Genomic DNA, 23133 nt, shown 5'->3' on the forward strand with positions numbered 1-23133 from the left:
CTAATATAAACTTCTCTATAATATGAAATTTTAATATTGAGAAAAAAATCAATAAGAATAGTATAAAAAATCTTAGACTACGAAAGTTTACTAAAGCAATTATATTCATGTTACTTATAAATATGTAAGAGAAATTATTTAGAGGAATATATCGGATAGAAGATAACAATATATTGAGTTATCTTAATGTTGAATAACAATTTAGATATATGTAAAATTATATTATTAAGAAATATAATAGCAAAATATCCAATAATAGTATGGTGATTTTATGAGAAAAGCTATTCACAATTATGCAACTGGAAAGCAAAAAGAAATTGATGCTTCAGAAGTAAACAAGATTGACGGATTAAAATTGTTTATATGTCCTGAATGTGGTGAGAAAGTACGCTTTGTTTCTGGTATGAAACAACTTCCGCATTTTAAACACTATAAAAAAACTGAAATCTCTCCAGAATGTGAGAAGAGAGTTGATGGATTTGTAAAAACTTATCTATATGAGAGGATAGGACTACCATTATACATTAAAAGATCTAATAGTTCATTTGAATTATATATTTCTTTTCCTGTTTTAAAGGATAATCTTCTAGATAAACTCATTGAAGAGAAATTATATATTACAATAAAAGATACAGATAAATATTATGAAAATAAACAACAAAAATTTGCAATTAATAGATTTTTAAATGATGCATCAACTTTACTTCCTATTAATTTTATACCCAAAAATAACTCGAACTTTATAATTGATTTTTCTACTTCAAAATATAATGAAGAAATACTTAAATACTGGTCACAGTACTCTGAAGGTTTCTATAAAGATAATGCAATATTTTCATATGGAGAAAGTGGTGGAAAGAAAATTCATAGAAATGATTCAATTTATACTGAAAAAAAATATTATATGGTATCAAAAAATAATCTCATTAATATTCCACCAGGTATGAAAAAAGAATATATTGGTTCGTTACCTATTAATAATTTAAACTATAACGTCTACACAATTCAAATTACACCTTATGATGATATTGAATTTAAGAGAATAGCAGAATATCTACTTCTAAACTTCAAAATAGGTTTATTATATTGTAAACCAGAGATAATTCCTTTATGGCCACCAGTGGTGCAGAAAGATAGTAATTTTAATTTAATTCATAGTAATAAAGATTTAATTTGCACTGTGAAAACTGGTAATGATGTGCCAAAGATATATTCATATATTGAAGATAAAGTAACTGAATTGTTTATTCCTTCATTTGGGGATAATTGTTTTAAGATTAAAGTTTATCCTAACTCAAATAAATTCTTATCTGTAGATAGAAAGTATATTGGTAACGAAGTTATTTTTTCAAATATACATCAAGAATTAATATATGGCAAGCTTAACTGCATACTTTATGATATAGATAATACTAATAATATAATTAATATTAATACTGAATATACTCTATCAAAAAAGTACGTTGATTTGATTGCTAAATCAAATAATAAATTGAACATATATCATAAAACTAATTATCTTTATAGGAAATATGAATTATTAAACGATAAGGAATTAAGAATATCAAACATACAATTAAATGATGAACTTCTTTTCTTTAATTCCTATAAGTTGATTGGAAAAATTTGCTTTGTTAATAAAATTATATCTAAAAAGATTATAGATTCAGATTTATATCATAAGTTATTACTTACTTCGCATACTGTTAAAATATCAATACCAATAGAAATAAAAAAAATATTAATTTTATTATCCAATTATCCTATGTGTTATTACTTAATTAAAAGATATTCTGATGAAGGTAAAATTCCAATAGGTACATGGTATATTATTAAACAAGAATTTAAGGAGGGGTTACATGAATAACAAAAGATATTCATTATGTTTAAATCTTAAAAATCCTAAAAATGAAATATGTCAATTTTACAGAATTGCAGATCTAAATATAGATAAGTCTGAATTCTATATAGCAGAATATAGTTCAAGATATGATGAATATTCTAATAAATATAATCCATTTATAATAGGCGGAGTAGCTACTTGGACTGGAAAAGCAGAATGTAGAGAATGGGATTCTTATGAGAATGATATTACAAAATCTTATTCAAAAGAGTGTATATACTCACCAATTGAAATAATTTTTCTAAATAATCTATTCTTAGGTTCTCTAAAAGAAAATGAATCTAAAATAAGAGATTTTTTGTATAAAGGTATCTCTATTCCACATGAAATTACTAATAATTTTTTATTAGTTGTTGGAAAAAACAATTCTCAATATATTACATTAGAATGCAATATAAACAATTTCTTACAAAAAGAACATATATTTTCAATAAATAAAGAATGTAATGATATGGCGCATACTACACATTATTTTAATGTTCATATAATAAATGAAAATGATATTCTCAACATAGATCATTTTATAGAAAGGTATGATATACCTAATAGATTTTTCTATAAATATCTACAACTTAATAAATCAAATGAACGTTTTTATTTAAGGGATTTAAGTGAATATGCCATAGTATATATAAAAAAAAGATTAAAAGAAAAAAAAGATATTTTTCAATTAACTATGTCAGAAATAAAGAAATTTATAAATACCTTTAAGGATCTCTGTATAGAAAATGAGGAAATGAATGATTTTCTTTCTTCTTCATTCATTTCACCAGAAGATTTATCATTTACAATCAAAAAATTGACAGCTAGTTTTAAAGATGATTTTTTACAGGATAATGATATGGATATTCTTATTAAAGAATGGCTCTTATCACAAGAAAATATCTTTGAAAAATGTACTGAAGCAGCTAAAAAAATATGGCTAAAAGAAAAAGATTCAGAAAGGTATACTATTGAAAAAGAAATAGACGAACATACTCTATTACTTAATAAGATAAAAGAAGAAATAGTTATTAACAATGATAAACTAAAAAGGTGTAAAACTCATTCATCCAAACTTGAAGATTCTATAAAGAAATTAACTTTAGAACATAATGAACTTAAATCAAAAAAAAAATAAAATAGAAAAGGATATAGATAATGAATTAAAGCTATTTAAAGATAATATAGTTCATTCTGTTGCTATGACTGGAATAATTGAAAGCATAATTCCTACATCAAATAATATTGAAATATCTTCAGTTCAAAGTGATTTATGTTTAATAGAGGATATTGATACGATGGTTAATCTAGAAGTTAGAAATGATATCGATGATTTAGTAGATGACCTTGCAGATAATCTAAGAATAATGGGAGTATCTAATGATTACAATTATCCTTTAGCAGATATAATTATTGCTTCTATTGCAACAAATACTAGCTTGATTGTTAATGATTCTGCTGATGAGTTATCTGATGCTATTTCATATGTAATTGATGGGAAACCTAGTTCAAAATTGTATTTTCCAAGTAATTACAACAATCTTAATCAACTTATAGATCGTATAAATTCAATTAACTCAAAAGTATTACTTATTGAAGGTGTTTTAGATAGCTTAAACATTAATGCTTATAGTATTTTAACAAAACATTGTAAAAATAAGCTTTTTATATTTACTGTTAATAACTCTGTAGATATTAAGTATATACAGAATATAGTTTCAAATTATTCTTTATTTATAAATACAAGTAATTATCTTGAAGTCCCAACAGATAACACCTTATATAAATATAAGTTTGATTATAATAAAATACGTAATGAGTATTCAGCTGATAAATTATCTGATGTTTATAAAGTTATAAAAAGAAACTTTGGTAATGATATAACATTATCAAATAAATCCTTAGTAACACTTTCTAAAGTTTTAAGTATGAAAAATATTTCTATAGATTTTAATAATCTTATTATCAAAGATTATATAAATTCATTAAAGGATGGTTTGATGAATGAATAACATAGATTTATTATCGTCAGTTAGTAAAGATTTGAAAATTTTAACATATGAAAGTGAACCAGTATATCAATATAGAGGTCGGATTATATATTCAGCAATTTCTTTACTTATGTTAGCATGTACATTTGACTCAGAGAGCCCTTTTGATAAAGATACTATTGGTGTTAGTAAACGATATCTATATAATAAATCATCGAATTTACTTAATGAATATTTATTACTATATTCTGATGCTAAACAATGGTTTTATCCTAATTCCAAGTGCAATCCAATTGAAATTATTAGGACAAGGTTACTTCAAAGTGGCAATTTGATTAATGTGGGATTTTCTACCAATGTAGCTACTCAAGAGCCTTACTTAAATCAAATGATTGATGGTATCTCTAGATTATATGGATATCCTTTAGATTTTGCAAATGGAAAAATGTCTGGTTTAACATGGATTGTAAAAGATAATAATGTGGTAGAAATTAATAATAATGAAAATATAATTAACTTTACTAATAATTATCTTAATTCATTAAGATATACTGAAAAAAATGTTATTGAAGGATACGAGTTTTTTAATCCTCATAAACAATCATCAAATATGTATAATTGTTGGGAGGATAAACCTTCTTTGATATCAGAAAAATATACTTTACTAAGAGAAAAAGTATATGATTATACTTATAATTATAATTACTATATAAAAAAGGAGCATAACTCATCTACATTTATTTATAGAATAGACGAATTAAGTGTTCACGAAAGAATACCTACTAAAATTATGTATGGACTTCGTGCAATATACAAGAATCCAATTAAAGCCTATTATGAATTTCATGGAGATTATATAATGATTCATCTTAAAGCGAAACTACCTTTAAGTGAAGAAATCTCCTTATATACTCTAGGATGGCCATGTAAAAGTATAGATGATGAATTCTGTTGGTTATTTACTTCAGATATATGGCCATATATAAAAACTATCCTTGAAGGTTTAAATATAATTATGGAGGAGTATTATGGATAAATATACTATTGAAAGTACACATGAAGCTTTAAAAAATAAAATGATTAACTATATTAAAACAATATACCTCGGAAAAAATGAAGACTTACTGGAAGCTTGTAATGAAGAATTAAGTAAACCAGGAATTTTATTTCAAGAACCTTATATTGAAGGAAATCCAGCATATTTAAAAATAGAAGGCGGCATAAAAAATAGTCCCTATATTACACCAGAAATAAAAGATGTTTTATTAGAAATGATAAAAATTGATATAGGTGTATTTAGCTCACCATATAAACATCAAATAGCTGCATTAGAAGGATTTTGTGATAATAAAGACTTATTTATTGCTACGGGGACTGGTTCAGGGAAAACAGAGTGTTTTATGTGGCCAATGGTAAGTAGTATTGTTTCAGAAGCTATTAATAATAAATCTACTTGGCAGCAAGAAGGTGTACGAGCTCTCATGCTTTATCCAATGAATGCCTTAGTTTCTGATCAGCTTGGAAGACTTAGAAAAATGATTGGGGACGATAATAAAAAGTTTCATAATATGTTTAAAAAATTGACTGAATGCGAGCGTGTTCCAAAATTTGGTATGTATACTGGTCGTACGCCCTATGCTGGTGAACAAAATGAAAAAAGAGATATTGAATTAGCAGATACTTTAACAAAGGAATTAAAACTCAATAATCCAGATTTAAAAGATAATATAAAAAAGGAATTAATTAAGTTAGGTAAATATCCATCTAAAATTAATTTAGAATCCTTTGTTGATAACCTTAGGTGTGGAAATCATATTACTGATAAATATGATACAGAGTTAATTACTAGGCAAGAAATGCAAAAATGTTGCCCTGATATCTTAATTACCAATTACTCTATGTTAGAATTTATGCTTATTCGATCTACAGAAGCAGATATATGGAATAAAACAAAGAAATGGTTAAATTTATCGCCTGATAATAAACTATTATTTATAATTGATGAAGCTCACATGTATCGCGGGTGTTCTGGTGGAGAAGTTGCTCTATTAATAAGAAGACTGATGCATAAGTTAGATATAGATCGCTCTAAAATACGTTTCATCATGACCAGTGCTTCTATTCCAGAAAATAGTGAAAAAGAAATATTAGAATTTGCTAATAATTTAAGTGCTAATGAATATACAAACAACAATTTTATTTTATTAACTGGAGAAAAGGAAAAATTACAATATGAAAATGCCAATGATATTAGTGCTTCTAATTTTAAAGACTTTGATATTAGCTCATTGCAAACTAAAACAGGAAAAGGACTCTCACATGAACAAATTGAGGCAATAAAAGAATTTTCATGTTGTGCCGGCTATAATTTAAACACTTGTGATTTTAGTGATAACAATGCAGTTCAAAGTTGGCTTTATGATCAGCTAAAGTCTTCGTTACCAATGATTAGAATCATGGAAAAGTGTCGAGGCAATGCAACGCAATTCGATAACTTAGCTTACATAGCATTTCCTAATGATGATAAGAGATCAGCAAAAAAAGCTACTAGTGCCTTTCTTGCAATAGCACCTTTAGCAAAAGATAAAGAGGAAGTGCTTTTTCCTTCTAGATTGCATCTTATGTTTCGAGGCCTTTCTGGTATATATGCTTGTAGTAATCCAAATTGTAGTGAGAAACATCCTACTAACAATTTAAACATTGGTAAAGTATATATTAATTCGAGTAAATCTACTTGTAAATGTGGCGGTAAGATTTATGAACTACTAAATGATAGAACATGTGGTGCATTATTCTTTAGAGGATATCTAGATACTTCAGAAGTTGGAGATAAATTTGTATGGAATCAAAAAAGTGAGTTAACGGATGAATTCTATAAAGAAGTTCATTTTTATATCGTTCAAAATAACGATATCAAAGACATTAACAGAAAAAAGAAAATTAAAATTTGTTGGATAAATAGTATCACTGGGAAGATTTTTTATGACGATTCTCATGCTAATGAACTAAACTATCTTCAAGTTGCTTATAATGAGGAAGAAAATAAAGAAAATCCAACATTGTATACATTTAACTCTTGTCCTAAATGTAAAAAGCACAAATTAAAAGTAACAGATTTTTCTACTAAGGGTAATGAACCATTTTTTAATTTAGTATCAGAACAATTATATATTCAACCACCAACTATGTTTGATGAAAGTCAAATAAAACAAACTCCTAATGCTGGAAGGAAAGTCCTTCTATTTTCAGATAGTCGTCAACGGGCTGCAACGCTTGCAAAAGACTTAACTCGTGCTGCTGATGAAGATGCTATGAAGAAAGCGTTGTCTGTTGCTGCAAGTGAATTACAATCATGGGCTAAAAAGAATAATAAACAAGCATCTATGGATTTATTATATATAGTATTTTTAAAAATAGCTTATGAAAATAATTTAAGATTTTTTTATGGTAAAGACGAAGATGATTTAAGAAAAGCCCTTGAAAAAATGGAGAAACTCTATAAAAGAACTAATGGAAATATAGATTATGATAATAAAAAAAGCAAATTTACTCATGTTCCAGGATTATATAAGGAACAATTATTAAAACAACTTTGCAGTAACTTTAGATCATTAACAGATATAGGATTATGTTGGTTAGAACCTAGTGATGACGATGACTTAGATGATGTTGAAGATAGTTTTAATGAAAATAATGTTAATATGAGTATATCAGATTTTAAAGTTTTCTTTGCAGCATGGTGCAATGAAATTCTTACTGACTCTTATGCTTTAGGCAACGATATTGAAGATGATATTAGGAAAAATATTACTGGTTTTGACCGTTTTGGTGTTCAACTTCCACTAAAACTCCCAGATAAATATATTAAACTATTAAAAAATAACGGATTTACTGATGATAATATAAAAGTTATTTCGGAAAATTTGGAAATATTTTTAGCTAATGGTAATAAAAATAATTCATCATACTTAAATTTATCACAAATTCAATTAAAATATGAAGAAAAACACGAATGGTATAAATGTAATAAATGTGGGCGTATATTTCCTTTCAAGCTATATGATAAATGTGCTATTTGTTGTAATTCGACACCTAAATTAATGAATTCTGATGATTTTGAAGGTGTTAATTTTTGGAGAGTTCCAGTAATTAAAGCACTTCATGGTGATAAAAGTGTTTTAATGACAAGAATTAATACTGAAGAACATACAGCTCAACTTTCACATAAAGACCAAAAAGAAAAGATGTGGTCTACTACTGAAGACTATGAAATGAAATTTCAAGATATATATATAGGTAATGTAAAACCAGTAGATGTATTGAGTTGTACTACTACTATGGAAGTAGGTATAGATATTGGCTCATTAACAGCTGTGGGACTTAGAAATGTTCCTCCAATGCGTGAAAATTACCAACAAAGGGCTGGTAGAGCTGGTAGACGAAGTGCTGCAATATCTACTATTGTCACTTATACTGATAATGGTCCACATGATAATTATTATTTTAATAATCCTGAAAAAATAATATCAGGATCTCCCAGCTTACCTTGGATTGATATAAAAAATGAAAAATTAATAAATCGCCATCTACATGTTGTAGATTTTGCAGAGTTCATTATGAATAATTCAGAAGATATTAATAATTTAAGTATAAATACATTTTTTGATAGCTACTATGAACAGTTTGTAGATTTCCTCAATAACAGAAAATTAACAGACAAGGATATAACTCAATTAGTACCAAGTAAAATGGATTATGTATTTAATAATTATATAAGTGTATTTGTTAAAGATTTAGAAACTATTAGATTAAAAGTTAGTGATTTTCCTGAAAACTATAAGAATTCTACTGGGAAAGACAAATCTGTTTTAGATGTTATGTTAGAGGAAGGGGTTTTCCCAACATATTCTTTTCCAAGAGATGTAGTGGGCTTCTATATTGAGGACTATACTGGTAGTAAAATAGAACAAAAACCTGAACAATCACTAGATAGAGCAATTACTGAATATGCACCTGGACGTATCATTGTTGTTGATAAGAAAACTTATAAATCTGGTGGTATTTATAATTTCCACTCAAAGTTTTCTACTAAAAATAGTTACACTCCAGCTAGGCATTATTTTAATAGTAAAGATTACTGTAGATCTCTGTTTTATTGTAATAATGCTTCTTGTAATTGGTTTGGATTAAAGGAGCCTTCTGAAAACAAATGTCCATTTTGTGGAAAGTCAGATGTAAAATCTCATGTTTTAGTTAAGCCATGGGGATTTTCACCACAAGATGGTGCTTCCATAAAAGAATCACAAGCTGAAAATGAAGTATCTTATGCAGAAGAACCTTGTTATTCTGCTACTCCTAATGATGATGATATGAAAACATGTGACGGTTTATTTAACATTAGATTTGCTAATCGTTCGGATCAACCATTAATTATTTTAAATAAAGGACCACAGTCAAAAGGTTTCACGGTTTGTAAAGATTGTGGGGCTGCAATTCCAGGTGATGATATAAATAAATTAAAAGGCATAGGTAAACCATTTAAACATCCAAATAATAAACAGAGATGCTATCATTCTGATAATGTAATAGAAAATGTTTTTTTAGGTCATCAATTTTTAACTGATATGGTTGTTTATGAAATAGCATTAGATCCAGATAAAATTAATATTAGTTTTGATGGTTTATGGATTAAATCTGCAGCACAAACACTTTCAGAAGCTTTAATCTTATCTGCTGGTAGATTGTTAGATATAGACTTTAAGGATATAAAGAGCGGTTATAGAATGAGATATGATGAAAATAAAACATTTATAGATATCTTCATTTTTGATAGTCTTTCCAGTGGAGCTGGTTATAGTTCTTCTCTTGCTAATAGAAGCATAGAGTTATTTGAATTAACAAAGGAAACATTAATAAGTTGTAAAAATAATTGTGATACAGCATGTCATGATTGCTTAAAACATTATTGGAATCAAAGAATTCAAGATAATCTGGATAGATTTGCTGCACTTGATTTATTAAATTGGGCTATGAACAATGAATTATCTTTACCTTTAACATTTACAAAGCAAAAAGAGCTCATTAAACCTTTAAAAGAACTTGTTGAACTAGATACTAATATAAAATTAATAAGTAAAAATAATAAATTTTATATTGAGCATGGAAATTTATTAGAAGAAGTATATGTTTACCCAGCAATGTGGAATGAATTTGATAATAGACTTTCTAAAAATTCTATTAACATTAGTGATAAAATCATAAAGAAAGCATTGCCTAAAGCATATAAAAAAGTGATTTCATCATTAACTAGATAAGCAACATAGTTTTGATGAAAAAGTTAATGTTCAGTTAATGTAGCATGTGTATATTTATAAATGTTAGAGGAGGTATATGCATGCTTACGTTAAAAAATGTTAAAAAAAGCTACACTACAGGTGATTTTACACAAGTAGCATTAGATGGAGTATCTTTAAATTTTAGAGAAAATGAATTTGTAGCTATATTAGGACCAAGTGGATCAGGAAAAACAACATGCTTAAATGTTATTGGTGGACTGGACAAGTATGATTCTGGTGATTTAATAATTAATGGAAAATCAACAAAGGAATTTTCAGATTCCGAATGGGATTCATACAGAAATAATAGTGTAGGATTTATATTCCAAAGCTATAATTTAATAGGACATTTAGATATAGTATCAAATGTTGAAATGGGGATGACTTTAAGTGGAATATCATCTAAAATAAAAAGACAAAAGGCCCTTGAAGCTCTTGAAAGAGTAGGTTTAAAAAATCATATACATAAAAAGCCTAATCAACTATCAGGTGGTCAGATGCAAAGAGTTGCAATAGCAAGAGCTTTGGCAAATGATCCAGAGATAATTCTTGCAGATGAACCTACTGGTGCACTAGATACAAAAACTAGTGTACAAATAATGGAATTGATAAAAGAAATATCAAAAGAGAAGTTAGTTATAATGGTTACGCATAATCCAGAATTAGCTGAAGATTATGCAGATAGAATTGTAGAGTTTAGGGATGGAAATATAGTATCAGATTCAAATCCACTAAAAAGTGAAACAAAAAAAGAGGAATATTCATTAAAGAAAACTAGTATGAGTTTTTTCACAGCTTTAAAATTATCTGCAATGAATATTAAAACTAAAAAAGGAAGAACTTTTTTAACAGCCCTTGCATCAAGCATTGGTATTATAGGAATTGCTGTTATACTTAGTTTATCAAATGGATTTGATAAAAAGATAGCAGAAACGCAGGAAGATACACTATCAGAATATCCAATTACTATTTCTAGACAAGCTCAAGAAATAAGTAAGGAGGCTATTGAATCTAGAAGAGAAGAAATGAAGAAAAAACTTAGTGGATCATCTGAAAAGGTTGATTCAGATGAAGTTTATCTATATGATTCAAGTGAGGATATGATAACACATACAAATAACATATCAGATGATTATATAGAATATATCAAAAATATTGACCCTGAAATCGTTGATAGCATAGGTTACACAAGAATAGCATCTATGAATCTTTTAAGAAAAGTTGGTGACGAGATAAAGCCGATAACATTTAGTGCTGATGATAAAAGCAATAGTAATTCATCACAACATAGCCAAATGTCATCAGGGTTAGCTTCTTATCCAAGCTCTATAAAAGGTGATAGTGCATCTTTTATAGAAAAAAATTATGATCTATTAGAAGGAGAATATCCTAAATCAGAAACTGATTTAGTACTTATAGTAGATTCTGATAATAGAGTAGATGTAAATGCTATGAAAAATCTTGGAATAGATACAACAGATATAGAGAGTATTAAATTTAAAGACTTAGTAGGTATGGAATTCAAGTTAATATCAAACAATGATTACTATGAAAAAACACAATTTAATACATATATGCCTTCAAGTGATTATGAAAAAATGTATAACTCAAATGATACAGTTACATTAACTTTAAGTGGTATAGTACGTATTAAAGATGATGTAGGTATGTCTTTGATTAATGAAGGAATAGCATATAGTGATGATTTAACTGAATTAGTTATAGAAAGGGCTAAAGAATCTGATATAGTAAAAGCTCAAAAAGATGCAGACTATAATGTAATAACAAGAGAATCTGTTGATGAAGAAACTAAAAATAATTTAGTAGCACATTTTGGAGGGGATGCAACTCCATATGCAATTATGTTATATCCAACTAGTTTTGAAGAAAAAGATCAAGTTATATCATATTTAGATGATTATAATGAAGATAAGTCTTCAGAGGATAAAATAGTATATACTGATTTATCGAAGACAATATCAGATATGACTGGTGGTATTATGGATGGAATAACTATAGTTTTAGTTGCATTTGCTGCTACATCACTAGTTGTATCTTTAATAATGGTTGGTATTATAACTTATATTTCAGTATTAGAGAGAACTAAAGAAATAGGTATATTAAGAGCGTTAGGAGCTAGAAAAAAAGATATTACTAGAGTATTTAACGCTGAAACATTTATAATAGGAGCTAGCTCAGGAATATTAGGTATATCAATTGCATGGTTACTTACTATACCAATAAATAATATTTTATACAAAATGACAGATTTAGAGTCAATAGCAAAGCTAAATCCAGTACATGCAGTAGCACTATTATTAATAAATCTTACACTTACAATGATAGGTGGATGGATACCATCAAAAATGGCAGCTAGAAAAAATCCAGTAGAAGCACTTAGAAGTGAATAGAAAGTAATTATAAAGGCTATCTTAAGTTATAAATTAAGGTAGCCTCTTAATATTAGATATAAAATATAGTAAAATCCTATTATATATAATTTAGGAGTGGTAGAGTGGTAAAGATATTAATAGTTGAAGATAACAATAAACTAAGAAAATTAATTGATGTATATTTAACTCACAATGGATATAAAACTTATAATGCAACAGATGGACTTGAGGCATTGAATATAATAAATAATAATATGATAGATTTAGTAATATGTGATATCATGATGCCCAATATGGATGGATTTGAACTTATAAAAGAATTAAGAGAAATATATACTAATTTGCCAATCCTTATAGTTACAGCAAAAGAATCTAAAGAAGATAAAATATTAGGATTTAAACTAGGCAGTGATGACTATATGGTAAAGCCTATAGATTTAGAAGAGCTATTAATGAGGGTGAAAGCATTACTCAGAAGGGCAAATATAAATAATGAACATAAATTAACTATAGGAGATGTTGTGCTTGACTATGACAAGCTTACAGTTACAAAAGGGAATGAAAAAATAGAACTTCCACAGAAAGAATTTTATTTGTTATACAAGCTCCTTAGCTATCCTAACAAAATATTCACCAGGATGCAATTGATGGATGATATATGGGGAATGGATGTAAAAAGTGATGAACAAACGGTAAATGTTCATATAAGAAGATTAAGAGAAAAGTTTTCAAATTACAATGAATTTGAAATAGTAACAGTAAGAGGGCTTGGTTATAAGGCGGTAAGAAAAGATGACTAAGTGTTCTAGAAAATTAAAAAATACAATAAAATTCAAATTTATATTAGCTTTAATTATATCTATTATAGTAGGAAATATAATATCATTTTTAATATTATTGCCTTATATAGATAACAAGATAGAAGAAGTATTAACTAATAGATATGAAGTAATTGTTTCTGAATTAAAAAATGCGGAAAATTATGAAGAGAAATTAGATAGCTTAATAGATACTTGTGAAAAATTGGGATATATTTTAACGGTAAATAAAAATATAGATGAATTAAATCTGACAAAATTTCAAAAAAAGAAGTTGAGTGAAAATAATAAATTTATATGTTTACTAAGTAAAAAAACTCGTGCAAAGGCAGTAGGAAAGATACAGGATACTTATATTACAATAGAATTAAAGCATTTTTCAGATTTGGAATTTTTCGCTGCTAGACTAAATAAATTGATACTATTTATTAATATATTAATCTGTTCAATTATAATAAGTTTTGTAATAAGAAAGATGACAAAGCCAATTGAAAAGTTAGCAGATGCTACAAATGAAATATCTGCAGGTAATTTTGATATAAATATTGATATTAAAAGTAATGATGAGATAGGTATGCTTGTAGAAAAATTTAATTCTATGGCTAAAGAATTAAAGAATATAGAATATATGCAAACGGATTTTATCAATAATGTATCTCATGAATTTAAGACGCCAATAGCAGCTATAGCTGGGTTTGCGACAATACTTAAAAATACAAAATTATCAGAAGAAGAAAGGACAGAATATTTAGATATTATATCTGATGAAGCTAGCAGATTATCAGAATTATCTTCTAATATACTAACACTTTCAAAACTTGACAATATAGATAACTTTAAAGATAATAAAAAGTTCTTTCTAGATGAACAAATTAGAAAAACCATTATATTGCTTGAGAAACAATGGACTAATAAAGATATATCATTCAATTTAAATCTACCAAGTATATCATATTACGGAAAAGAAGAGTATTTAATGCAGGTGTGGATAAACCTAATAAATAATGCTATAAAATTTTCAAAAGAAAATAGTAATATAGATATTTGTTGCTATAGAAACTCGGAGTATGCTTTTGTGAAAATAAAAGATTATGGCTTAGGAATGGATGAAGAAACTAAAAAGAGGGCATTCCATAAGTTTTATCAAGGAGATAGTTCTAGAAAAGGTGAAGGGTACGGATTAGGATTATCTATTTGTAAAAGAATAATTGATTTGTCAAAAGGAGAAATACATATAGATAGCGAGCTTGGAAGATATACTGAGATATTAATAAGGTTACCTTATGAATAGAATTATATTTAACTTATGATATGGAGAATAATACCACAAATAAATGAGTTTTTACTAAAATATTCATATTCTACATTTACTCTACCTATTCTACCTGTAGTAGGTTTAGATATAGTGACTTTGAAATTATAATACTATTTAAAGGGGGTGCGATTATGGATACGCAAAAAATTGGACGCTTCATAGCAGAGGCTAGAAAAAAGAAAAATTATACACAGGCAGAGTTTGGAGAATATCTAAATGTAACTGATAAAGCAGTTTCCAAATGGGAATGTGGAAAGTGTCTACCAGATAGTTCATTATTTGAAGAGATAAGTAAAGTGTTGGAGGTTTCAATGAATGAATTATTAAAGGGAGAATATATTGAACAAGAAAATGTAGAGATAGAAAGTAATAAAACTATAAACTCGTTACTTTATGAAATTCAAAAACTGAAAAGAAATGAATCATTGATAGGAGCTTTATGTGCCATATCAATATCATTTATTACAGCAATTTATTCTGCTATATGGCAACCGGGAAGAAAGGCTTATGAACAATTTTTTTCGGGATTTATTGAAGCTATAAGTGGTTGCTGTCTTGTTTTAGGAATAATTCTTATATTCTATACATGGGTAAAGTACTCAAAAAAAAATTCAAATAAAAACTAGAGTATTAATTAGTACTTGGGATAATATTTAAGAATGAAATTATGTAGAATATGCACAGAAGGACAGAAGTACAAAACCACACTTACTGTGTTGTGGAGAACTTGATCATAAATAAAGAGATTTTTACCAAGTAATTAAAGCGATATATAATTAAATGTATAAATTACCAATTGATTAATGTATATAAAATTTCAGTGGCGATAAAAACTACAGCTAAATAGGAATTTGAGAAAAAAGGTGTAAAAATGATTAGAAGGGCAAAAAATACAGATATTAGCACTGTTGAAGAGATATTGTTTGATGCAGTTATATGGATGAAATCTAATGGTATTTCAAATCTTTGGAGTTTAGAAAGTGTAAAATGGGTCGCTTTATCGAGAGAGTACAAAATTGATGATTTCTATATTTATTTTGATAAAAATAAACCTGTTGCATGTATGGCGATAACAAATAAAGATTTAAAGTATTGGCCCAATGTAGAAGAAAATTCATCTTTATATTTGCATAAGTTAGCAGTGAAAAAAGAAGCTAGAGGAAATGGAATTTCTAAAGAGATGATTGATTTTATAAAAGAAAAAGCATATGCAGAAAAAATTAATGAGATAAGACTTGATTGTAATGTAAATGGAAGAAAGTTATGTAACTTGTACGAAGCGCAAGGATTTAAATATGTAGAAAGTGTTTCAGTGGGTAAAGATTACAATTTGGCATTATATGTTTGTTATTTGAAATAAAAAAATATATGACCATCACTAATTTAATCTTTTCTTATGGAGAATATTTATTCATACAAAAGCTCCCTCCTAGATAAACAGTTTTATTATTTACCAGGAAAGTAAAGGCATGTATAATAAAATGTATAAATCATAAACTTGTTGATATATGTAATTTTAGTGATTAGAAAGTTGGTAACTAAAATAAGAATTTGAAAGGAAGAAAGATAATGTTGACACATATGGGAACACAGGTCATTGAAACTGAAAGATTGATTATGCGTCGTTTTAAATACAGTGATGATGATGCAATGTTGAAATATTGGGTTGCTGATGAAAAAATCCAATCACTTTACTCAGAACCAACATATAACACAAAAGATGAAGTAAGGGGGCTATTGGATAAATATATATCTTCCTATGAAAATAGTGACTATTATCGATGGGCAATTATTGATAAAGTAACAAAGGAATGTATTGGTCAAATTGCATATTTTCTTGTTGATAGTAAGAATCATTTTGCAGAAATTGAGTATTGCATTGGTTCTGCTTTTCAGTGCAAAGGGTTAGCAACAGAAGCTACAAAAGCAGTAATTAAATATGGATTTGAAAGAATGAATCTGCACAAGGTACAGATATGCACAAAGACAATAAATAAGCCTTCACAACGTGTTATCGAAAAATGTGGTTTCCTTTATGAAGGTACTTTACGAGATTATTTTTTTATGGATAATCAATATGTTGGTAGAATGTACTATTCTTTATTGAGGAGTGAATTTAAAAATAATAGATAAATGACAAGTTTGCGTTAATATAATGATAATAATGGGAAAATAGGAGTTTCATATGAAAAAGTCAATAACTGCATTTATAATTCTAATATCAATTGGAATTATTATATTAACAGGAGTGTCGTGGACAAGCACTGAATATACTATTTATTCAATATTATTTATGCTTTTAATAGATTGTATTCATCTTATCAAAAATATAATTAAAATAAATTATAAAATAATAACACTAATAGAGCTTGTGCTGATTGTTTTTAGTATGTTTATTGGACATACATATACAGCTTTATTGTTCACTATACTATTATTTGATTTATTTGAAGATAATCTTAAATTATATACAAATGTAGCCATATCAATTTTTACATTGTATCTTACTAGTTTAGAGTATATTAGTATTAAAGAGTTAATAATTATAAGCATAATTATAATTATTACTAATTTATATTTATATGAAATTAAGGATAAATTAAATGAGGAAGAAAAGTATAAGAGATTAAATAAATACAGTAGTAACAGTAAAATAGTTATGGAAAAAAAGATTGATGAGTTAGAGAAATACTTAGATCAAAGTAATATTATTACAGTATTAAAGGAACGTAATTTTATAGCGCAGAAACTTCATGATCACTTAGGTCATAGAATAACAAGTTCTATTATGCAGTTAGAAGTCACTAAAGAAATGATAGGAAACAATGATGAAATAGCAAAAAAATCTTTAGTTACAGCAATGGATAATTTAAGGGAAGGGATGGAAGAAATACGAGATTTTTTAAGACAAGTTAAGCCAGGTCAATCAGTTATAGGAATTGAGAATATAAAGGAACTTGTATTAAAATTTCAATATGTTACTGGAATAGAAACAGCATTTTTATGTGATGGAGATACTTCAACTATTAAATTAATGGAGCTTAGAATTATAGAAGATAACATTAAAGAAGCATTAACTAATGCAGCTAAGTATTCTAATGCAACAAAAATTACTGTATCCATATTAGTATTTAATATGTTTTATAGAGTTGAAATAAGAGATAATGGCAGAGGTGTAGAAAAGTTATCTAAGGGGTTAGGGTTAAGAGGAATAGAAGAACGATTAGAAGAAATAAACGGTAGAGTTGAATATTATAATGATAATGGATTTGTAGTAAATATGATTATAAATAAGGGGAGAAAAAAATGAGCATTAAAGTATTGATTTGTGATGATGATAGCTTAATAAGAGAAAGTTTAAAAGTACTGTTACCGTTAAAAGGCGATATTGAAATTGTAGCTGTTGCTGAAGATGGAGAAGAAGCTGTAAGCATTTGCGCTACAGAAGAAATAGATGTAGCACTTTTAGATATAAGAATGCCTAAGATGTCAGGTGTTGAAGCAGTAAAGGAAATCGCAAGTAAAACAGATACAAAATGTTTGATTTTGACTACCTTTGATGAAGAAGATTATATTAATGAAGCAATGGAGTATGGTGCTAAAGGGTATATTTTAAAAAATAGCACACCGGATCAAATAGTTCAAAGTATTACTTCTGTTTATAACAATACTATTGTGATGAATGAAAATGTGTTAAATAAATTTCAAGGTAACAAGGGTGGACCACAATTTACTAAATATGATTTTACGGAAAGAGAAAAAGATATTATTATTGCAATAAGTGAAGGCCTTAGCAATAAAGAGATAAGTAAAAAGTTATTTATCTCAGAAGGTACTATTAGAAATTATATAACTATGATATTAGATAAAACAGATTTAGAGCATAGAACAGCTATTGCAGTCAATTATCTAAAAGGAAATTTATAAATATGACAAATGTAATATAAGAAAGGTGATATTCTTCAGTATGGAGGTATCACCTTTTTTTATATAATAAAGATATAAAGAGTGGTGGAGGTAAGTATTTATGAAAATGCTTGAAATAAAAAAGATATCTAAAGAATATGGAGATATGATAGCTGTAAATGATATTGATTTAGAGATAAATAAAGGTGAAATTTTTGGAATATTAGGGCCAAATGGGGCAGGTAAAAGTACTTTAATTGGAATGATATGTGGATTAATAAAAAGAACTTCAGGAGAAATAATTTATGAAGAAAAAGAAACTAATACAAGAAGGTTTAAAGAAAATATAGGAATAGTACCTCAAGATTTTGCACTTTATTGGGATTTAACAGCAGAAGAAAACATTGAGTTTTTCTGTTCACTATATGGTTTTAGAGGGAAGGATTTAAAAACACGAGTTAATAAGGTTTTAGATTTTGTTGGGTTAACTGATGTAAGAAAGAAAAAGGCATCTGAATTTTCCGGTGGTATGAAGAGAAGGTTAAATATTGGTTGCGCTATAGCACATTCTCCAAAGCTTATTATTATGGACGAGCCAACCGTAGGGATTGATCCACAGTCAAGAAATCATATTTTAAAATCAGTCTTAAAGTTAAGAGATGAAGGGGCAACTATAATTTATACTTCTCACTATATGCAAGAGGTAGATGATATTTGTGATAGAATTGCAATCGTTGATAAGGGAAATGTAATTGCAGAAGGCACTAGTGAAGAGCTTAAAAATTTAATAGGAGATAAGAGGGTTTTAAATATAACTGTTAAAGAAAAAATAGATAATTTTGAGGACAAACTATTAGAAATAACCGGTATAGAAAAAGTCGCTTATAGTGAAAATCAATATAAGATATCAACTATAAAAAATGCCAATTTACTTACTAAAATAATAGAAACTGCATTAAGTTTAGGCGGGGAAATTGTTAATGTTGAGAATTTAGAACCAACATTAGAAAATGTATTCTTAGCATTAACAGGTAAAAAACTTAGAGACTAGGAGGTGAAGCTATGTTTCTCGTAATGCTAAAAAAGGAACTGAAAATGTTCTTTAGATCAAAAGGAAATGTAATGATGCTTTTTCTTTTTCCAATAGTATTAATAACTACTTTAAGTTTAAGTTTAAATAATATAATGAGTGCAGAAGTAGAGATATTTGGAGAAAATGACAAAGATTCAATGGTTTATTATTCAGTCAATGAGGATTCAAAATATAAAGATGGATTTTTAATGTTCACTGAAGAAATAGAAAAAGAAATTAATATAGAGTTTAAAGAAGTAGATGCTTTGGATGAAGTTAGAGCCAATATAGATGAAAAGAAAGCTATTGCTTATGTATCATTATATGAAAATAATTTTGATATATATACATCAAAAAATGGCGATACAATGAAGTCTAAAGTATTTAAAAGTATGCTAGAATCACTATTTAATAAGTATGGTGCTTATGAAACTATAGCAGAGTTTAACCCAGAAGCATTGAGAAGTTTAGTGGAAAATACTTATGATGAATATGTAGTTAGTGAAGATGTTAATGGTAAAAGAACAGTAACAGCAGCAGAATATTATACATTTGCAGAACTTGCATTAATTATTTTAAATTTAGCCGGTGTAATTGGTGAATTAGTTTATAAGGAAAAGCAATTAAATACTATTAATAGAATAAAAATGTCTAAGGCTAGTGAAAGAACTATGATATTTTCTAAGATAGCATTAGGAACAATAATTAGTATATTACAAACATTATTAGTTTATATTTATACAACTCTAATTCTGAAAGTTAATTGGGGAGAAAATACTTTGAAATTTATATTACTATTTGTTGTATTTGGTTTATTCTCATCAATGCTTGGAGCTATTGTAGGTATAGCTTGTAAGACAGATACTGCAACTGGTGGAATATTAAGTGGTGCCACTTTTGTAATTTGTGCTTTGGGAGGTTCTTATTCTACAAGATCAATGATTACTACAGTACCTGTACTGAATAAATTAATGTATTTAAGTCCTATTTATTGGATTAATACAGCTACAAGTACAATGATATGTGGATTAGAATCTAACTTATATTTAATAGCAATAATGATTCCAATTATATTGTCATTTTTATTATTAATTTTTTATAGTGTAGTTATGAAGAAGAAAGGTGGAACAATAGATGTTTAGAATAATTAAGAATACATTAAAAATATTATTAAAGAGAAAAAGCTTTTTATTTGTAACCTTTGTTTTACCTGCTATTTTAATATTTTTCTTTTCATCTGCTGGGGAGGTAATGAGTTCTATTAATATTGGTATTTATAATAAAGACAAAGGTGACTTTGGTAAAGCTATAGAAGAGGGATTAGAAAAGATGAATGGAGCTAATATAAGCTTTGTAGATAGTGAAGAGGAATATATTAGCAATTTAATTTTTGAAGAATGTTCAGTAGTTGTAATAATAGATGAAAACTTTACTGAAGATATTATAAATGGAAAAGAAAATATAATAAAAGTAAAATCAATTAATGCTGGAGAAGCGGCACCTATAGTAACAGCATACTTAGAAGGGGAAGTTTCTTCTTTAGCAATGATATGCAATAATGTAGATGTTGAAAAAGAAGGAATAGAGAAGGTTTTAGATACTTTTAGTTCTTCTAAACCAGAATATAATAATATAAGTGAAGTTAATAAAAGTAGAAATCCTTACAATGCTATGGGGATGGTTTTATATATTATATTTATTACAGCAGCAATGAGTTGTGGGTTTATATTGGAAGATGAAAGGCAAAACACTAAAGAAAGAATATTATTAAGTAAAGTAAGTGAAAGACAATATTATGGAGCGCAATTAGTAGTATATTTTTTAACATGTTGTATACCTGCAATAGAATACTATATTATTTGTAAATTAGGTAACTTTGATTTTGGATTTAAAAATGATTTTATTGTACTATTACTGTTGTTTATATTAGTATTAATGGCAATCTCATTAGGCTTATTCCTTTCTTCGATTATAAAAAATAAAATGATATTCTCTTTAGTGATGACTACTTTTACTATACCAGTGTTTATGCTAAGTGGCTCATATTGGCCTTTTGAAATGATGAGCAAAGGAATGCAAAGAGTAGGTAATGTATTGCCAATAAGATGGTTTTATATAATACTTGAAAAATTAAGTGCAAATGAAGGTGTTATGAGCATATTGCCATTGTTAGGTTGTCTATTATTATTAACTTTAGTATTATTTTTATTAAGTGTATTTTGTACTAAAAATAAAATAGTATTAGTAAAAGAAGCGAAATAGTTTAAGGAGTATTAGAAAAATGATTTTTTATTTTACTGGAACAGGAAATTCAGGATATATAGCAAATGAAATTGCTAAAGGAACTAATGATAATATAGTTTCTATATCGAAACTTATAAACAATAAAGAAAATCTAGAATTTACATTGAAAGATGGAGAAAATATAGGATTTGTTTTCCCAGTGTATGCTTGGGCACCTCCAACTATGGTAACTGATTTTATTAATAAGGTAAAATTTAAAAATTATAAAAACAACTATATATTTTCAGTTGCAACTTGTGGAGGAAATATTGGTGGCACTATGAAAATAATAGATAAAGCTATTAAGGGAAAGGGGTTAAAGCTTAATTGTGGATATTCAATAAGTATGCCTAATAATTATATAATTATGGGAGATGTTGATTCTAAAGAGGTCGAAGATAAGAAGCTTCAGGCATCAAGGGAAACTGTAAATGAAATATTATCAGTTATCAAAAATAAAGAGGATAATGTATTTAAATTATCTAAAGGTTTGATTGGGCCGTTATTAACAGCATTAGTTAGTCCAATGTTTACTAAGTATGCAGCAGATTCATCTAAGTTTTATGTTGAAGACTCTTGTATTGGATGTGGTCTTTGCGAAAAGGTATGTAATTGTAATACTATAAAGCTAGTAGACAAAAAGCCAGTTTGGGGAAAAGAATGCATTCAATGCTTAGCGTGTATTCACCTATGCCCAAAGAAAGCAATTCAATATGGAGATGGAACTATTAAAAAGGGAAGATATAAAAATCCATACTTTAAGATAGGTGGTTAAATAATGCATAAATGTTTAAATTAGTAATGGTTTTTAATGATGGTAAAATGATTTGGAAAGATAAGAAAATACCTAATTGGTTAAATATTAATTTAAAATAAGTAGTAGAATTTTAATGGATTCTACTATTTACTTTTTATAAAAAGTAAGATGAGTACATGATGGGAAACTATTAATTTTTTGATTACTATATGGAGAACCGTATAATAAGTAAATAAGGTTTATATTAAAGTTGGATTTTAATATAATCTAAACTTTAATATTTGTTTGAATGATTATAATGAATAAAATTAAAGTTAAAATAAAAATTCTTTAATATAGGAAATAGTTCATAATATTAAGAATTACAAATACAAAATA

At 27.1% G+C, this 23133-nt stretch carries 17 protein-coding genes; all 17 read left to right on the top strand.

The window, feature by feature from the left end:
• Nucleotides 1-271: 271 nt before the first annotated feature.
• The 17 genes from CM240_RS14500 to CM240_RS14580 all read left to right on the top strand — a co-directional run bounded on the left by CM240_RS14500 (nucleotide 272) and on the right by CM240_RS14580 (nucleotide 22773).
• On the top strand, nucleotides 272-1867 hold the full coding sequence (locus tag CM240_RS14500) for a competence protein CoiA family protein (RefSeq protein WP_044040220.1): 1596 nt from the start codon (nucleotides 272-274) through the stop codon (nucleotides 1865-1867).
• Nucleotides 1860-3023 carry a hypothetical protein gene (locus CM240_RS14505; protein ID WP_044040221.1) on the top strand — a complete coding sequence of 388 codons (1164 nt, stop codon included), beginning with the start codon at nucleotides 1860-1862 and terminating at the stop codon, nucleotides 3021-3023. The genes CM240_RS14500 and CM240_RS14505 overlap by 8 nt, the downstream gene beginning before the upstream one ends.
• Nucleotides 2998-3897, top strand: a complete 900-nt coding sequence (locus CM240_RS14510; protein ID WP_044040222.1) for a hypothetical protein — start codon at nucleotides 2998-3000, stop codon at nucleotides 3895-3897. Before CM240_RS14505 ends, CM240_RS14510 begins: the two co-directional genes overlap by 26 nt.
• Entirely contained in the window at nucleotides 3890-4912 is a 1023-nt protein-coding gene (locus tag CM240_RS14515) for a hypothetical protein (protein ID WP_044040223.1), read from the top strand. Before CM240_RS14510 ends, CM240_RS14515 begins: the two co-directional genes overlap by 8 nt.
• Nucleotides 4905-10190 carry a DEAD/DEAH box helicase gene (locus CM240_RS14520; protein WP_044040224.1) on the top strand — a complete coding sequence of 1762 codons (5286 nt, stop codon included), beginning with the start codon at nucleotides 4905-4907 and terminating at the stop codon, nucleotides 10188-10190. Before CM240_RS14515 ends, CM240_RS14520 begins: the two co-directional genes overlap by 8 nt.
• Nucleotides 10191-10270: 80 nt before the next feature.
• Nucleotides 10271-12622 carry an ABC transporter ATP-binding protein/permease gene (locus CM240_RS14525; RefSeq protein WP_044040225.1) on the top strand — a complete coding sequence of 784 codons (2352 nt, stop codon included), beginning with the start codon at nucleotides 10271-10273 and terminating at the stop codon, nucleotides 12620-12622.
• A 104-nt stretch (nucleotides 12623-12726) separates the two neighbouring features.
• Nucleotides 12727-13404, top strand: a complete 678-nt coding sequence (locus CM240_RS14530; protein ID WP_044040226.1) for a response regulator transcription factor — start codon at nucleotides 12727-12729, stop codon at nucleotides 13402-13404.
• Entirely contained in the window at nucleotides 13397-14713 is a 1317-nt protein-coding gene (locus CM240_RS14535) for a HAMP domain-containing sensor histidine kinase (protein ID WP_044040227.1), read from the top strand. Before CM240_RS14530 ends, CM240_RS14535 begins: the two co-directional genes overlap by 8 nt.
• Before the next feature lie 155 nt (nucleotides 14714-14868).
• Entirely contained in the window at nucleotides 14869-15363 is a 495-nt protein-coding gene (locus CM240_RS14540) for a helix-turn-helix domain-containing protein (RefSeq protein ID WP_051483881.1), read from the top strand.
• 245 nt (nucleotides 15364-15608) lie between these two features.
• Entirely contained in the window at nucleotides 15609-16097 is a 489-nt protein-coding gene (locus CM240_RS14545; RefSeq protein WP_044040228.1) for a GNAT family N-acetyltransferase, read from the top strand.
• Nucleotides 16098-16306: 209 nt separating this feature from the next.
• The gene (locus CM240_RS14550; protein ID WP_044040229.1) at nucleotides 16307-16870 is read left to right on the top strand and encodes a GNAT family N-acetyltransferase; all 564 of its coding nucleotides are present in this window, start codon (nucleotides 16307-16309) and stop codon (nucleotides 16868-16870) included.
• A gap of 52 nt (nucleotides 16871-16922) precedes the next feature.
• The gene (locus CM240_RS14555; protein ID WP_044040230.1) at nucleotides 16923-18047 is read left to right on the top strand and encodes a sensor histidine kinase; all 1125 of its coding nucleotides are present in this window, start codon (nucleotides 16923-16925) and stop codon (nucleotides 18045-18047) included.
• Complete coding sequence (locus tag CM240_RS14560) at nucleotides 18044-18664, top strand: response regulator transcription factor (protein ID WP_044040231.1); 621 nt, start codon at nucleotides 18044-18046, stop codon at nucleotides 18662-18664. Before CM240_RS14555 ends, CM240_RS14560 begins: the two co-directional genes overlap by 4 nt.
• A gap of 100 nt (nucleotides 18665-18764) precedes the next feature.
• A complete protein-coding gene (locus CM240_RS14565) occupies nucleotides 18765-19694 on the top strand; it encodes an ABC transporter ATP-binding protein (protein ID WP_044040232.1) in 930 nt (309 codons plus the stop codon).
• Between the two features lie 11 nt (nucleotides 19695-19705).
• Entirely contained in the window at nucleotides 19706-20857 is a 1152-nt protein-coding gene (locus CM240_RS14570; protein WP_044040233.1) for an ABC transporter permease, read from the top strand.
• A complete protein-coding gene (locus CM240_RS14575) occupies nucleotides 20850-21977 on the top strand; it encodes an ABC transporter permease (protein WP_044040234.1) in 1128 nt (375 codons plus the stop codon). Before CM240_RS14570 ends, CM240_RS14575 begins: the two co-directional genes overlap by 8 nt.
• Nucleotides 21978-21996: 19 nt before the next feature.
• Complete coding sequence (locus tag CM240_RS14580) at nucleotides 21997-22773, top strand: EFR1 family ferrodoxin (RefSeq protein WP_044040235.1); 777 nt, start codon at nucleotides 21997-21999, stop codon at nucleotides 22771-22773.
• Nucleotides 22774-23133: the final 360 nt, after the last annotated feature.

It is taken from the genome of Clostridium bornimense, from assembly GCF_000577895.1.
Lineage (GTDB): Bacteria > Bacillota > Clostridia > Clostridiales > Clostridiaceae > Clostridium_AN > Clostridium_AN bornimense.

Coding starts and splice junctions, on each gene's coding strand:
- CM240_RS14500 (WP_044040220.1), top strand. CDS start 272: ATGAGAAAAGCTATTCACAATTATGCAACTGGAAAGCAAAAAGAAATT.
- CM240_RS14505 (WP_044040221.1), top strand. CDS start 1,860: ATGAATAACAAAAGATATTCATTATGTTTAAATCTTAAAAATCCTAAA.
- CM240_RS14510 (WP_044040222.1), top strand. CDS start 2,998: ATGAACTTAAATCAAAAAAAAAATAAAATAGAAAAGGATATAGATAAT.
- CM240_RS14515 (WP_044040223.1), top strand. CDS start 3,890: ATGAATAACATAGATTTATTATCGTCAGTTAGTAAAGATTTGAAAATT.
- CM240_RS14520 (WP_044040224.1), top strand. CDS start 4,905: ATGGATAAATATACTATTGAAAGTACACATGAAGCTTTAAAAAATAAA.
- CM240_RS14525 (WP_044040225.1), top strand. CDS start 10,271: ATGCTTACGTTAAAAAATGTTAAAAAAAGCTACACTACAGGTGATTTT.
- CM240_RS14535 (WP_044040227.1), top strand. CDS start 13,397: ATGACTAAGTGTTCTAGAAAATTAAAAAATACAATAAAATTCAAATTT.
- CM240_RS14540 (WP_051483881.1), top strand. CDS start 14,869: ATGGATACGCAAAAAATTGGACGCTTCATAGCAGAGGCTAGAAAAAAG.
- CM240_RS14545 (WP_044040228.1), top strand. CDS start 15,609: ATGATTAGAAGGGCAAAAAATACAGATATTAGCACTGTTGAAGAGATA.
- CM240_RS14550 (WP_044040229.1), top strand. CDS start 16,307: ATGTTGACACATATGGGAACACAGGTCATTGAAACTGAAAGATTGATT.
- CM240_RS14555 (WP_044040230.1), top strand. CDS start 16,923: ATGAAAAAGTCAATAACTGCATTTATAATTCTAATATCAATTGGAATT.
- CM240_RS14560 (WP_044040231.1), top strand. CDS start 18,044: ATGAGCATTAAAGTATTGATTTGTGATGATGATAGCTTAATAAGAGAA.
- CM240_RS14565 (WP_044040232.1), top strand. CDS start 18,765: ATGAAAATGCTTGAAATAAAAAAGATATCTAAAGAATATGGAGATATG.
- CM240_RS14570 (WP_044040233.1), top strand. CDS start 19,706: ATGTTTCTCGTAATGCTAAAAAAGGAACTGAAAATGTTCTTTAGATCA.
- CM240_RS14575 (WP_044040234.1), top strand. CDS start 20,850: ATGTTTAGAATAATTAAGAATACATTAAAAATATTATTAAAGAGAAAA.
- CM240_RS14580 (WP_044040235.1), top strand. CDS start 21,997: ATGATTTTTTATTTTACTGGAACAGGAAATTCAGGATATATAGCAAAT.